Here is a 13,638-nt window from a genome sequence, read left to right on the forward strand (position 1 = left end):
TCCCGGTTCAGCCGGCCAGGCGCTCGAAGCGCATCTGGCGGGTACGCAAGGTGTCGATGCGGAAGGCCGTCACGCGCCCATCGGCGCCGCGCTCCAGATTCAGCACGCCGCACAGCGGCGTGCCACTGACCTGCCAGCCGAACACCTCGGTGGAGAACGGCTCCAGCTCCAGCGCATGCGTGCCATAGACGCCACCCACGTCGAGCAGCAGGCGCTCGCCGTCGAGGCGAAAGCCCGCCTCGGCGGCCAGGTCCGGCGCCCGGTAGCGGCCCAGCAGTTTCGGGGCCAGGTCTTGCGCGGCCGGCGGCGTGGCCGGCAGGCGCTCGAAGCGTTCGACATGGCCGCCCTCGCTGACGTCGAGCGCGGCGGGCGCCTCGCCGCTGCGGGCCAGGCTGGCGGCGCGCACGCTGAGCGGGCCGACCGCCATGTCCTCCACGCCGATGCGCAGCGCCTCGCCGTTCTCCTTCAGCGGCACGGGCTTGTTGTTCAGGAAGCGCAGGCCGAGCGTGCCGCCCGGCGCCTCCTCGAAGGCGAGCACCAGGCCCGAGCCGGCCGCGTGGTAGCGCGCGCCCAGCATGGGCTTGAAGGGCTCGCTGGCGGCCTTGGCCACCGGCGGTTCGGTCAGCAGCGCATCGCCCAACACGGCGTCGATGATCTGGAAGGCCGTGGCCACCGGATCGAGCAGCGCGCCATTGGTCATCATCACGATGTCCAGCCCATGGGCCGGCACCGTGATCATCTGGCAGGTGCCGCCGACCACGCCGCCGGCATGGTGCACCACCTCGACCCCGCGATAGGGATGGACCATCAGCCCCAGCGCGTAGGGCAGCTCGGTGCCGTTGTTGAGCCGCGCGCGGCTGACCATCTGCTGCCAGCTCGATGCGCTGCCGACGGTCTTCGCGGGGCCGCGCAGATGGGCCAGCCAGCCCAGCATGTCGTCGATGGTCGAGACCATCGCGCCCTCGCCGCGCACCTCCTCGGTGGGAAAGATGCCGCGCCGCCAGCCACCGCCCTGCTCCGGCGGCAGCGGCACATGCAGGGTCGCCAGGCCGCGGTGGATCTCGAAGTCGCTGGGCACCGAGGCGGTGTCCAACATGCCCAGCGGCGCGAAGATGCGCTCCTGCAGGAACTGCTCGAAGGGCAGACCGCCGACCCGCTCGATGACCAGGGACAGCAGGTGGTAACCGCTGTTGCAGTACATCATCTTCTCGCCGGGTGCGAAGTTCACGCCGCCCTGGCGCAGCTGTATCGCCAGCGCCACGCCCTTGGGCTTGATCGCCATGCCCTCGGCCAGGAAGCCCGTGTCGAGATAGCAGCGGTAGCCCCCGGTGTGGTTCATCAGCTGGCGCAGGCTGGGCTCGCCCAGCAGCACCGGCAGCTCGGGCAGGTAGCGGCGCACGCTGGCGTCGACATCGAGCTTGCCGTCCTCGGCCAGCAGCAGCACGGCCAGGCAGGTGAAATGCTTGCTGGTCGAGCCGATGCGCATGCGCGTCCAGGCGGTGTTGGCCACGCCATGCTCAAGGCTGGCCAGGCCGAAGCCGCGGCGGTAAAGCGCCCGGCCATGCCGGGCCACCCCCACCACCAGGCCGGGCGCATCGCTGCGGTTGACGGCGGCGAACAGGCCGTCGATCGTGGCCACGGGGTCGGAAGAAGAAGCAACAGCGGATTCGCTCATGGGGTCTCCAATCAGTCAGTCAATCAATCGGTCAAGGAAAAGGGCTTGGCTCAGCCAAGCTCGGGATGCACGGCCCGGACCGTGCGGACATAGGGCCGCTCGGCGGCGAACATCAGCCCGGCGGCCAGCGCGAAGGCCAGCGCGCCGACGCCGGCCGCCGCCGCCAGCAGCCCGGCGGGCGTGGCCTGCAGCAGGTCGGACACCGCGCCCACCAGCACCGGGCTGAGCGCGCTGAGCAGCACGCTCAGCGCCGTGCCCACCGCGATCACGCGCGAGCGCAGCGCCTCGGGGCTCATGTCCTGCAGCAGGGTCGGCACCAGCACGCTGCCGGCGATCAGCGCGGCCACCTGGACGCCGAACAGCGCGTACAGGCTGGACGCATCCGGCGCGAACGGCATCGCCGCTGCGGCCAGCGCCGCCACCGCGGCCCCGACGCCGACCACCCGCACCGGCAGCGCCGGACCCAGCCGGCCGCCCAGCAGCTTCACGCCCGCAGCGCCGGCCAGGGCCCCCACCGCGGTGCCCAGCAGATAGGCCAGGCCGATGCCCCGCCCCACGTCCGCGGTGGCGGCGCCGAAATGCCGCGCCGCAATGATGGGCAGCCACATGCTGCCCGCCGCCAGGCCCAGGGTGGCCATGCCCGAGCCGCCGAACACCGTGGCCATCGTGCGCCCATGCGCGCGGCTGTAGGGCAGCAGCGACAGGGCCGCGCTGGGCGCCGCCTGCCGCAGGCCCTCGCGCTGCGGATGCAGGCGCACCAGCAGCACCGCCAGCGCCACCAGCGGCCCCGGCGCGGCCACCGCCAGGAAGGCCAGGCGCCAGGGTTCCAGGTCTTGCCAGGAGGGCGGCAGCAGCGGGCGCAGCAGCTCCAGCTGGCCGACCATGGCGCCGCTCAGGGTGATGCCCAGGCCCGCGCCGAAGATCGCCGCCAGCGCATAGACGCCATTGGCCAGCACGCGGCGGCGCGCCGAGACGATCTGCGGGATCAGGCCGTAGACGATCGGCGCCAGGCCCGCCTCGCCGATGCCCAGGCCCGCGGCGGCCAGGAACAGCGAGGGGAAGTCGCGCGCCAGCCCGCAGGCGGCCGTGGCCGCGGCCCAGACCAGCACGCAGATCGCCAGCAGGGAGCGGCGGCCGTAGCGGTCGGCCAGCCAGCCGATGGGCAGCGCGGCCAGGCCCGAGAACAGCGTGATGCCGGCGCCCTGCAGCAGGCCGAGCTTGGTGTCCGACAGCTGCAGCGACTGCCGCATCGGCTCGGCCAGCAGCACCAGGATCTGCCGGTCGATCGCGGCGAACACGGTGGCGATGATCAGCACCAGCAGGCCGTAGGTCGCGATGGCGGCGGCGCCCACCGCATGCGGCGGCGCCACCGGGCGCTGGCGCCCGGAGAGGGGAATGTCCATGGAAGGGGTCCGGTGAAGAACGAACGAGGACGCGGCCTCAGAACGGCAGGGTCAGGGTCGCGCCGAGCGTGCGCGGCGGTGCGAGCGAGACCCAGCCCGGCCCGCCGAAGGGCTGCAGGATGTTGTTGCCGGCCAGCTGCGCGGCGCGGTCGAACAGGTTGCGCACATACAGGGCCAGCTGCAGGCGGCCGAAGTCGATGCCCGCCTGCAGATCTGTCATCGCATAGGCCGGCAGGCGGTACAGCGGCAGGGCCGCGCTGCCCTCGAAGCCGGTGCGGCGTTCGCCCACATGGCGCTGCGTCAGGCCGACGTAGCTGGGACGCCCGCTCAGCTCGAAGGCATAGTTCGCCGACAGGCTGGCGGAGAAGCGGGCGCTGGACGGCAGGCGCGCGCCGGCCTTGGCGCCCAGGCCCGGCGCATCCTCGCTGAGCCGGGCGTCGATATAGGCCGCGTTGCCGGCCAGGGTCCAGCGCGCATCGGGCCGCCAGCTCGCCACCAGCTCGGCGCCGCGCACGCGCGCCGCGCCGGCGTTGACGATGGTCGTGACGCCGCCGCTGGGCATGAACTGCTGCAGATCCTTCCAGCGGATGTCGAAGGCCGCGGCCTCCAGCGACAGGCGCTTGTCCAGCAGGTCGGCCTTGTAGCCGGCCTCGACGCTGGTCAGCGCGTCATGCCGAAAGCTGTTGGGCCCGGTGGGCGCGCCGGTCACCGGATCGTTCAGCACCGCGTTGGGGCCGCCGGGGCGGTAGCCGGTGGCGCCGCGCAGATAGACATCGCTGCCCTTGTCCAGCGCATAGCGCGCGGTCAGCAGCCAGGTGCGGCTGGTCTCGCTCGACGCGCCCTCCAGTGCCTGCTTGCCGCCGGCCAGCAGGCCCTCGGTGAGCTGGGTGTAGCGCTGCTTGTTGCGCGCCACGCGCAGGCCGCCGGTCAGGGCCAGGCCGGCAGCGCTCTTCCAGGTGAGGTCCCCGTACAGGGCTATCTCCTTGAAGCGGGCCGGCAGGCCCGCGGTGAACAGCTGCGGCCCCGGGGCTCCGCCGGGCAAGGTGGTGCGGGCAAGCTGGTCGTTGGTAGAGGCCTCGTCATCCCAGTAGAAGCCGAGCAGCCATTCCAGCGTCTTGTCGGACTTCGAGGTCAGGCGCAGCTCCTGCGTGGTCTTGTCCAGGGTGACGTCGGTGTTCGCCCAGGCGCTGCCGAGGTTCAGGCCCAGGCCGGCCAGCATCGGCACATAGGATTCGCTGAGGTCGACCTGCACATGCGAGGCGACCTTCTGCCGCGAGCTGATCGAGTTCAGGCGCGCCCAGCCGAAGTCGTATTCGAGATCGGCCGACAGCAGGTCGATCTTGACGTCGTAGGGCTCCGGCTCGCGCAGGCGGCGCTGCCGGCCGCCCGCATGCAGCGGCTCGCTGTCGCTGGGACGGTACTCGACGAAATCGGTGCCGTCGCGGCGGATCTTCTGCGTCGTGCCGGTGAAGCGCAGTTTCATCTGCCGGACCGGCGTGACCAGCAGCGAGGCGCGCAGGCCGCGGGTGTCGCCGCGATCGTTGTCGCTGCGGGGCCGCTGGCCGATGGTATCGACCGTGCCGCCGAAATGCTCGTTGAAGGCCGAGACCCGCAGGCCCGCCACATCCTCCTTCAGCGGCACATTGAGCACCGCGCCGACGGTATGGCCGGGGCCGCCGCCGCGCGTGGCCGAGGCGCCCAGCGTGAGCCGGCCGGACAGCTCGTAGGTGTCCGGCTCATGGGTCACGTATTTCAAGAGCCCACCCATCGCGCCGGCGCCGTACAGGGTGCCCTGCGGGCCGCGCAGCACCTCCACATGCTTGAGGTCCAGCAGCCCCATGTCCAGCGCCATCTGCGGGCCGCTGGCGAAGGGGCCGCTGGAGCCGAAGGCGACATCGTCCACATAGATGCCGACGGTGGCGATGGTCTGCGTGCCGGTGGTGACGCCGCGGATGCTGACCGTGCCGACACCCGCGCCGCCCATGCTCTTGACATCGACACCGGCCTCACCGGCCAGGTAGTCCTGCAGGCTGCGCGCGCCCTTGCGCTGCAGCTGCTCGCCGCCCACCACGCTGACCTGCATCGGCACCTCGCGCACCGGCTCGTTGCGGCGGCTGGCGCTGACGACCACCGAGTCGAGCTGGACCTTGTCGGCGCGCGGCGACGACGAGGCCGCGGGGCGGATGGTCAGGGCGTTGGCGCCGGTCTCCACCGCCTGCAGCCCGCTGCCGTCGAGCATGCGGTTCAGCGCCTCGAGGGGGGTGAAGCTGCCGTTCACCGCCTTGGTGATGAGGCCGCGCACCAGGTCCGGCGAATAGATCAGCTGGATGCGCGTCTGCTCGATCAGCTGCTGCAGCGATTGCGCGGCCGGCAGCGCCGGGATGTTCAGCGCCTGCGGCGCGGCGGCGGCCGGCGTGGCGAGCGCGTTGCCCTGGGCGGCGCAGCTCAGGCCGACGAGGGCCAGGCTCAGGGCCACGGCCAGGGGTCGCAGCAAGGGCGGCTTCATGGTGTGCACATGGGTCTCCTGTGAGCGCAGCCTGGCAGGGCCGGCCGCTGTGTTGTGGATGCCCTGGTACGACGCGCCCGGGCGCCAACCCCCTCACAAGGACAAACCCTAGAGCGGTGCCTGACTCAGCACCCAGGCCTCGCCGCTGCGCTGCACGCGCAGGCCGAAGCCCTGCTCCAGGCTGCGCAGGAACACCGCGGTCTCCTGCGTGGAGAAGGAACCCGAGACCTGCATCGCCCCCAGCTCCGCGCTGCCCAGCCGGATCGGCACGGCGCTGTAGCGGTTCACCTCCTCCAGCGCATCGGCCAAGCTGCTGCGGTCGAACTCGATGCGGCCATGCTGCCAGGCGAGCTTGCGGCCCATGGCCTGCGGCTGCGACAGGGCCACCAGCATCTGCCCCGGCGCGCTGACGGCCACCTGGCCGACGCCCAGCCGGATCGGCCGCGCGCCGGCCGGCGCCGCGGCGGTCTTGAACACCTCCACCACGCCCTCGTACACCGTGACCTCGACGCGGCCGCCGGCGCGCCGCTGCACCAGGAAGCGCGTGCCGACCGCGCGCACCAGCGTGTCGCCGACCAGCACCTCGAAGGGCCGCGCCCGGTCCTTGGCCACCTCGAACAGGCCCTCGCCGCGCTCCAGCACCACCCGGCGCTGCGCGGCGCTGTAGGCCACGCGCAGGGTGGAGGCGGCATTCAGCTCGGTGCGCGAGCCGTCCGGCAGGGCCACCGGCGCCGGCGTGCCGATCGGCGTGCTGTGCACCGAGGCGACATTCAGCCCGGTGCCGGCCGGCGACGCTAGATCGTCCCGCCACAGCAGCAGGGCCAGCGCCATCATCATCATCATGCCCAGCGAGGCCAGCGCCCCAGCCGGCCGCAGCCAGGCCCCGCCCCGGCGCGGCGCGTGCTGCCGCGGCGAGGCTCCCTCGCCTTCTGCTGCGGCGGCGAACGGCGCGCGGCTGGCCGTGGCCCACAAGAGCGCATGCTCGTCCAGCAGGCGCGGATGGCTAGCATCCGCGGCCAGCCATTGCTGCAGCGCCCGCCGCTCCTCGGCGTCCAGCGGGCCGGCATCGATGCGCACCACCCAATGGCGCGCCTGGGCCTCGGCCTGCGGCGTGCGTTCGAAGTTCATCACCCGGCCGCTCATGCCCGCTTCTCCCCCGCCAGCCCGCGCAGGGCCCGGCCGCCGCCCTGGCGCTCGGCCAGCGCCTCATGGCACAGCTGCAGCGCGCGCGTGATGTGGCGCTCCACGGTCTTGGTGGAGATGCCCAGGCGCGCGCCGATCTCGGCATGCGAGAGGTTGTCGATCTTGCGCAGCCGGAAGACCTCCAGGCATTTGGGCGCCATGCGCTGCATCGCAGCCTCCACCGCGGCGATCAGCTGGCGCTCCTGCATCTGCGCCTCGGGGTTGGCGCCGGGCGCGATCACGCCCAGCACGTCGAGATCCATCATCGTGTCGGTGGCGCGCGTGGTGCGCTTGCGCAGCTCGCTGAGGGCCAGGTTGCGCGCCACGGTGTAGAGCAGCGCCTCGCTGACCGGCGTCCGGCCGCCCAGCTCGGCCGCATAGACGCGCAGAAAAGCCTCCTGCGACACATCGGCCGCGTCGGCCGTGTTGCCCAGCAGGCGGCGCACATAGCGTTCCAGCATCTTGCTGCGGCGCTGGTAGATCTCGATCAGGTTCATGCGGAAGGCGGCCCCGGCATCACCTCACCGGGCACGACAGGTCCCCGGTTCTGCGGATGATGATGCAAGCAAGACGCGCCCCCACCCCCCATCCCCCACAGGGTAAACGCGCAGTGACGCTGAAGCCGCTTCACTCGGCTCAGGCCGGCGCGAAGCGCGCGGGCAGGAAGGGCGCGGCCTCGACCAGGGGCGGCCGGCCCGTCATCAGGTCCGCCAGCAGCCCCGCGCTGGTCGGCCCCAAGGTGAAGCCCTGGTGGCCATGGGCGAAGTTGAACCAGAGGCCGGGATGGCGCGGCGCCGCGCCGATCACCGGCTTCATGTCGGCGCTGCAGGGACGGCTGCCCAGCCAGGGTTCGGCCTCGACCGGCCGGCCCAGCTCCAGCAGCTGTCGCGCCTCGGCCTCGGCCGCCTCGATCTGGGCCAGCCGCGGCGGCGCGTCGAGGCGCGCGATCTCGGCGCCGGTGGTCAGGCGCAGGCCGCGGCTCTGCGGCGCCAGCACATAGCCGCGCTCGGCATCCAGGGTCGGCAGCTGCAGCGTCGCGCCGCCGCTGAAATGGCGGTGATAGCCGCGCTTGGGAAAGAGCGGCAGGCGGTAGCCGAAACGCCGGATGCAGGCATCCGACCAGGGCCCCAGCGCGACCACCGCCTGCGCCGCGGACAGGCGCCCTGCCTCGGTGTCGACCTGCCAGCCGCCGCCGCGGGTCTGGCTCAGGCTGTCGGCATCGCCCCGCAGCAGGCGGCCGCCCGAGCGCTGGAACAGCGCCGCATAACGCTCCACCAGGGCGCCGGGATCGCTGACGCTCCAGGAGTCGAGCCAGTGCACCGCCCCGGCCAGCGGCAGGCGCAGGGCCGGTTCCGCCGCCGCGAGCGCCGCCGCGTCCAGCGCCGCGAAGTCGATGCCATGCTCGCGCCGCAGGCGCTCGGACTCGGCCAGCGCCGCCTCGAGCCGCCGCGGCTGGCGGTAGATCAGGCGCAGACCCTGCCGCTGCACCAGCTCGCCCGCGCCGGCCAGCTCGATATAGCGCTGATGGGCCGAGGTGGCATGCGCGATCAGCGAGGCATAGGCTTGACCGATGCTCCGGTGGCGCCGCGGCGCCGAATGCCACCAGTAGCGCAGCAACTGCGGCCAGGAGGCGCACAGGCCGCCGAGCTGCCAGCGGATGTCGAGCCGGCGCCCCCAGGCGGCCGTCAGCAGGGTGGGCAGGTCGCGCGGAAAGGCATAGGGCTCGACCGCCTCGCGCTGGATCACGCCGGCATTGCCATACGAGGTCTCGCGGCCCGGCTCGCGCCGGTCGACCAGGGTCACCGAATGCCCGCGCAGCGCCAGCTCCAGCGCGGTGCAGGTGCCGACCATGCCGGCGCCCAGCACCAGGACCTCCCGCGAGGATGAGGTGGATGAATTCATGCGTTCCTTCTTGTCTCCTGGCCGCATCATCGGCCAGGAGACGGAACGCATGGGGCGCTGTGCGCCCCCATCGGGGAATCCCTAGGGGGCCGCTACGCCGCGGAACCCGGCATGCGCGAGGGGCTGCGCATGTCGGGTCCGCCTGGCCTCAGGGCGTGAAGCTCGTCTGCAGGCTCGCGCCCGAGTAGGCGCGGTAGCCGTACAGGCCGATGTAGAGCCAGCCCGGGGCCGGACTGCTCAGGCTGCAGGTCTCGACATTGGTGCTGCCCTCCTTCTTGCAGTTGTAGCTGCTGGCGGTCGGTTTCTGGCCCGGCTGGGTGAACAGGTCCAGGTCGCCGGTGCCGCCGCTGGTGCGCACCTGCAGCTGGGTGGTGCCGGCCGGCACCGCGATCTTCCAGTAGCGCCAGCTGCCGGTGGCGCCGGCCAGGCCGCCGACGCTCTGGTTGTTCAGCAGCACCGGCACGCCGTCGTCGCTCAGCACCACGCTGCGGCTGGTGTTGGCGCTCAGGCCCTCGTTGTCGGTCACCGTCAGGCGCACGTTGTAGCTGCCGGCCGCGGCATAGGTCTTGACCGGGTTGGCGCCGCTGGCGGTGCTGCCGTCGCCCAGTTCCCAGCTGCGCGTCGCGATGCTGCCATCGCTGTCGCTGCTGCGGTCGCTGAAGGAGACCGTCAGGCCGTTGACGCTGTAGTCGAAGGCGGCCTGCGGCGGGGTGCCGCCGGTGCCGGACTCGATGTCCAGGTAGACGGCGCTCACCGCGCCCCAGTTGCCGGCGCTGTCACGCCCGCGCAGATAGACGATGTGCCGCCCGACTGCGAGCCCGCTGGTGTCCACCGTGGCGCGCACCGCCTCGGAGGCCGCGTCGAAGCTGCCGTCGGCCGCCGTCATCGGCCGCGCCACCGCGCCGGCCTGCCAGGGCGCGAGGTCGAGGTAGTACTCAGCCGCGCTGGCCACCTGGGTCGGCTCGGCGCCATTGCTGTTGTTGTAGCGGGTGTCGTCGATGCGGGCCGTCAGGGTCACCGGCGTGCCCGCGCGCACCCGGGCTGCCGACAGCGCCGGCTCCAGGCTGTCCGGGCCGGCCGGCGTGATGTAGGGCGTGCGCGCCACCTTGGCCGCGTAGATCAGGGCCGGCAGATTGCCCGGCAACAGGGTGTTGCTGTAGTAGCTGCACTGCTCGAAGAAGGCCGTGCCCAGCTCGAAGGTGAAGGCCGCGACGCCCAGCTCGCCGTAGCTCGGACCGTCGCTGGTGCCGTCGGTCTCGTACAGGCTCAGCGAACGCTGCGGCGTGTGGCCGTTCCAATAGGCGAACTTGCGGCCCAGGGTGGCGAGCTGGCGGTCGTTGCCGGCCACCGTGCCATTGGTACCCCAGGGCCATAGCAGCAGGCGGCCATGGCTGTGGATGTCCAGGTGGATGCCGCTGGTGTCCAGCGGCGCGGCATCGCCGCGGTTCGGGCCGCGGCGGTCCGGCCAGAGGCTGCGGATATAGGCCTCGATCGCGCGGGTCTCGGGCTCGGAGGCGGCGCTGGCGCCGCGATAGGTCTCGTTGCAGGCATTGCCGCTGGAGCCGGTGCCGCCGGTGGAGTTCCAGCCGAAGCCGAAGTTGCGGTTCAGGTCGGCGCCGCGGCTGTTGCTGGTGGCGCCGCAATAGGCGGTGTTGGTGTTCTTGCGCCAGAGCAGGCCGGTCTCGGCCTTCTTGCGCCCGTCGGGGTTGGTGACCAGCAGCAGATGCACCTCGTGGTGATCCAGGATCCAGCTCAGGTCGGCATCGACGCCATGGCCGTTGACCAGGCGCTTGGCGAACTCCAGCACCAGCGGCGTGGTCGTGTACTCGCGCGCATGGATGCCGGCATTGACGAAGAGCTTGGGCTTGTCGCCCGCGATCGCGCTGTTGGTGAGCTTGAGCACCTTGAGGTCATAGCCGCCGAGATTGCGGGTCTTCTGCCAGGAGTCGCCGATGTCGATCCAGCGCGCCAGCTGCGGCTTGGCGGCGATCAACGCATCGGCCTGGCTGAACACCTCCTCGACGGTCGGGTAGCAGCTGTAGCTCGGGATGCCGGCCTGGATCACGACATCGCCGGCGCGCGCCGCTTGTTGCTGCTGCTGGCGCTGCAGCTGCTGGAAGGCCGCGCTCTCGCGCTGCGCCTGCTGGCTCTGCTGCTCCCACCAGCCCTTGTCGGCCTCCAGGCGGAAGCCCTGGGCGCGCAGTTCGCGCGCCTCGGCCGGGCTGACCTGCACGACGACATAGCCCAGCTCGTACTTCGATTCCAGGGTCTCGAAGCGACTGTGGGCGATCGCCTGGGCGCGCGCCAGGTCGCTGAAGTAGGCGCGCATCACGACCCGGCCCTCGGCCGGCCGGCCGGAGATCTCATGCGCCTGGGCCAGCGGCCCGGCCAGCAGGGTCGCGGCGGCCAGGGCCGCGAGCCGGAATGCCTTTTTGCGTTTGACGCCTTTGTTGGATTGAACAGGAATCACGGTGAGGTCCTCCTTGTCATCGGCGCGCCGCTCGTGACGACCGCGCCTTCCCGGCGGCAAAACGGTGCCGCCACCGTACTGCGTTTTTCTTGCTGCTACTGCTGTTCCAGCGCCAGCTGCCATTGCAGCCGCTGCAGCCGGCCCGCGGCCAGGCTCAGGCGCAGGCCGTCACGCCGGCCGCGCCAGCTGATCCAGGCGCAGTCGGCGTCCGGGGCCAGGTCTTGCCCGGCCGTGCAGGATTGCAGCAGCGGGCCCAGCCGGGCGCTCAGGGTTCGGGTCGTCGGGGGGGGTTGCAGCCGCTCGAGCTCGGTGGCCAGCGACTGCAGCAGTTGATGCTTGCGGCCCTGCCAGGCGTCCAGCTCGGGCTGCCAGGCGCCGCCATCGAACCAGCCGCGGCCTTGCGCCAGCGGCTGCAGTTGCTCGACCAGGGCGGTCGCCGCGGCCGGCCAGGCCTCCACGGCATCAGCGGCCCGCGGGCCGGATGCCAGCAGGCCTAACAGGGCCAGGCACGCTGGCCAGGCCCATGCGGATTCTTGCCGCGCTCCCATGAGCGGCAAGTGTGCGTTTATCGCCCAATCTGGCGATCAGGGCTTACCCGCCCAGGGCGGGTAAGCAGACGCAACGGCGTCAGCGGCCCGCTGCAGGCATGGAGCGCAGCAGGCGCAGGCCCAGGAAGGTCAGCAGCAGCATCGCCAGCAGCCCGATCAACCACAGGATCCACAGCAGCGGTGTCAGCCAGCCCAGCGCCTTGCCCAGCCAGGGCAGGCCGTCACGGCCCATGTCGAGCGCCCATTGCAGGCCCTGCTGCAGGGTGCGCAGCAGGGATTCGTCGACCCAGAAGGCCAGCCAGGCCGGCATCTTCCATTCGGCCGCGGCGCCGCCCAGGCGCTGCGCCTCGCCGCTGGCCAGCGCATGGGCCAGCCAATCCAGCAGCGCCCCGAGCAGCCCGATGCTTCCGCTCCACAACAGCGCCAGAAAGGCGAACAGCAGCCAGATACCGATGCGCCAGCTGCGCGCGGATTGCGGCCCCATGCTCAGCTCGCGGCGCCCGCGGCGGGGCTCAAGGGATGGAACATCGACGACATGGGGCGAGCCTCTTCTCGTGAACAAAAACAGGCGCGCAGCTTAGGGCTTTCGCCGATTCGAAAAAATCAGAATCTTCAGGCGAAGGCCTTCGATTATTTCGAAGCATGCGGCAGATGGTCGCCGAACAGCTCCGGATGGCGGCGCTGGTACCAGTCCTTGACCGACTCATGGTCCAGGCTCATCAGGGTCTTGAAGTCCGGCACCAGCAGAAAGCCCAGCGCGCTGACGGCCGACAGCAGGCCGAAGGCGATGTAGACCGCCGACACCTCCAGCTGCAGCAGCGCCAGGCCGGCCAGCGCCGGACCGGCGGCCGCGGCAATGTTCAGGGTCATCATGCCGACCGAGCTGAGCCGGGCGCGGAAATGCTGCGGGATCGCCAGCATGCGGTGCGTCTGGCCAACCAGCACGCCGCAGGAGTTGGCCAGGCCGACCAGGAACAGCGCCAGCACCAGGGTCAGGCCATGCTCGCTCCAGCCGGCCAGCGCCAGGCCCAGGCCCTGCGCCGCGGTGGCGCCGATGCGGGTGGCGTAACGCCCGATGCGCGCCGCCACCCAGGCCGAGCCGCCCAGAGCGCCCAGCAGCATGCCCAGCGCCAGGCCGGTCTCCGCCGCGCCCAGCCAGGCGCCCGACAGGCCCAGCGACTTGACCTTCAGCGGCACCAGCATCGTGAAGGCCGGGAACATGAACAGCACGCCGACGAAGTTCACCAGGGTCCAGCCACGCTCCAGCGGCATCAGCCAGCAGGCGCGCAGACCCTCGTGCAGATCGCGCTTCCAGGCCGCCAGGCCGCGCCCGGAGCGCGCCGGTGGCAGCAGCCGCGGCAGGCGCCGCGCCAGCAGCACCGCGCTGAACAGCAGGCCGGCCTGCAGCCATAGCGCCACGCCCGTCGACCAGGCCAGCGCCAGCCCGCCCAGCGCCGGCCCCAGCACCCGGCCCAGCGACTGCGCGCCGCGCTGCAGGCTCAGCGCCTCGGGCAGCTGCTCGGCGCTGACCATCTCGCCGGCGACATTCAGGATCGCCGGCATCAGCAGGCCGCCAGCCAGCGCGCCGAGCAGCGCCGCCAGCAGCACCCCGCCCAGGTGGTAGAGGTCCAGGCTGACCAGCGTGGCCAGCAGCAGCGCGGCCAGCATGTAGAGGCCCAGGCCCGCCATGATCAGGCGGCGCTTGGGCAGGCGGTCGCCCAAGGGCGACAGGGCCGGCATCACGAAGAAGGCCATCGCCGAGGCCGCGAAGCCATAGATGGCCAGGTCGCGCGCGCCGCCATGGCTGGCGATCCACCAGGGCGTGGCGACCGCGCCGACCATCAGGGCCAGCATGTTCAGCACCTCGCTGGCCAGCAGGGCCTTGAACGGCCGCCCCAGGGCCGCGATGCGGCCGCTCCATCCCCTTGTTGCAGCAGCTGACACCGGTCGAT

Annotated in this window: 10 protein-coding genes; all 10 read right to left on the reverse strand. The window is 71.9% G+C overall.

From position 1 onward, the window contains the following. Window positions 1–7 precede the first annotated feature (7 nt). Window positions 8–1,675: a serine hydrolase gene (locus tag G8A07_RS16440; RefSeq protein ID WP_195793108.1), complete on the reverse strand. Its 1,668-nt coding sequence runs from the start codon at window positions 1,673–1,675 to the stop codon at window positions 8–10. A 50-nt stretch (window positions 1,676–1,725) separates the two neighbouring features. Further along, on the reverse strand, window positions 1,726–3,078 hold the full coding sequence (locus G8A07_RS16445; RefSeq protein ID WP_195793109.1) for an MFS transporter: 1,353 nt from the start codon (window positions 3,076–3,078) through the stop codon (window positions 1,726–1,728). A gap of 37 nt (window positions 3,079–3,115) precedes the next feature. After that, window positions 3,116–5,584: a TonB-dependent receptor gene (locus tag G8A07_RS16450; protein WP_249937023.1), complete on the reverse strand. Its 2,469-nt coding sequence runs from the start codon at window positions 5,582–5,584 to the stop codon at window positions 3,116–3,118. 108 nt (window positions 5,585–5,692) lie between these two features. After that, window positions 5,693–6,712 (reverse strand): FecR domain-containing protein, encoded by a 1,020-nt coding sequence (locus G8A07_RS16455; RefSeq protein WP_195793110.1) that lies wholly within the window; start codon window positions 6,710–6,712, stop codon window positions 5,693–5,695. 11 nt (window positions 6,713–6,723) lie between these two features. After that, window positions 6,724–7,263 carry an RNA polymerase sigma factor gene (locus G8A07_RS16460; protein ID WP_195793111.1) on the reverse strand — a complete coding sequence of 180 codons (540 nt, stop codon included), beginning with the start codon at window positions 7,261–7,263 and terminating at the stop codon, window positions 6,724–6,726. A gap of 139 nt (window positions 7,264–7,402) precedes the next feature. Then, window positions 7,403–8,668: an FAD-binding oxidoreductase gene (locus G8A07_RS16465; RefSeq protein ID WP_195793112.1), complete on the reverse strand. Its 1,266-nt coding sequence runs from the start codon at window positions 8,666–8,668 to the stop codon at window positions 7,403–7,405. Between the two features lie 148 nt (window positions 8,669–8,816). Beyond that, a complete protein-coding gene (locus G8A07_RS16470) occupies window positions 8,817–11,138 on the reverse strand; it encodes a M14 family zinc carboxypeptidase (protein ID WP_195793113.1) in 2,322 nt (773 codons plus the stop codon). Window positions 11,139–11,233: 95 nt separating this feature from the next. Next, window positions 11,234–11,596 carry a hypothetical protein gene (locus G8A07_RS16475; RefSeq protein ID WP_195793114.1) on the reverse strand — a complete coding sequence of 121 codons (363 nt, stop codon included), beginning with the start codon at window positions 11,594–11,596 and terminating at the stop codon, window positions 11,234–11,236. Between the two features lie 169 nt (window positions 11,597–11,765). Continuing rightward, on the reverse strand, window positions 11,766–12,170 hold the full coding sequence (locus G8A07_RS16480; protein ID WP_195793115.1) for a hypothetical protein: 405 nt from the start codon (window positions 12,168–12,170) through the stop codon (window positions 11,766–11,768). 146 nt (window positions 12,171–12,316) lie between these two features. Beyond that, the gene (locus tag G8A07_RS16485) at window positions 12,317–13,630 is read right to left on the reverse strand and encodes an MFS transporter (RefSeq protein WP_195793116.1); all 1,314 of its coding nucleotides are present in this window, start codon (window positions 13,628–13,630) and stop codon (window positions 12,317–12,319) included. Between the last annotated feature and the right edge of the window lie 8 nt (window positions 13,631–13,638).

The sequence above is a fragment of the Roseateles sp. DAIF2 genome (assembly GCF_015624425.1).
Classification (GTDB): Bacteria; Pseudomonadota; Gammaproteobacteria; order Burkholderiales; family Burkholderiaceae_C; genus Kinneretia.

Bases quoted from the DNA above. Each gene is read 5' to 3' on its own strand.
- G8A07_RS16460 (WP_195793111.1), bottom strand. From the start codon at position 7,263: ATGAACCTGATCGAGATCTACCAGCGCCGCAGCAAGATGCTGGAACGC.
- G8A07_RS16480 (WP_195793115.1), bottom strand. From the start codon at position 12,170: ATGGGGCCGCAATCCGCGCGCAGCTGGCGCATCGGTATCTGGCTGCTG.
- G8A07_RS16465 (WP_195793112.1), bottom strand. From the start codon at position 8,668: ATGAATTCATCCACCTCATCCTCGCGGGAGGTCCTGGTGCTGGGCGCC.
- G8A07_RS16445 (WP_195793109.1), bottom strand. From the start codon at position 3,078: ATGGACATTCCCCTCTCCGGGCGCCAGCGCCCGGTGGCGCCGCCGCAT.
- G8A07_RS16455 (WP_195793110.1), bottom strand. From the start codon at position 6,712: ATGAACTTCGAACGCACGCCGCAGGCCGAGGCCCAGGCGCGCCATTGG.
- G8A07_RS16450 (WP_249937023.1), bottom strand. From the start codon at position 5,584: ATGAAGCCGCCCTTGCTGCGACCCCTGGCCGTGGCCCTGAGCCTGGCC.
- G8A07_RS16440 (WP_195793108.1), bottom strand. From the start codon at position 1,675: ATGAGCGAATCCGCTGTTGCTTCTTCTTCCGACCCCGTGGCCACGATC.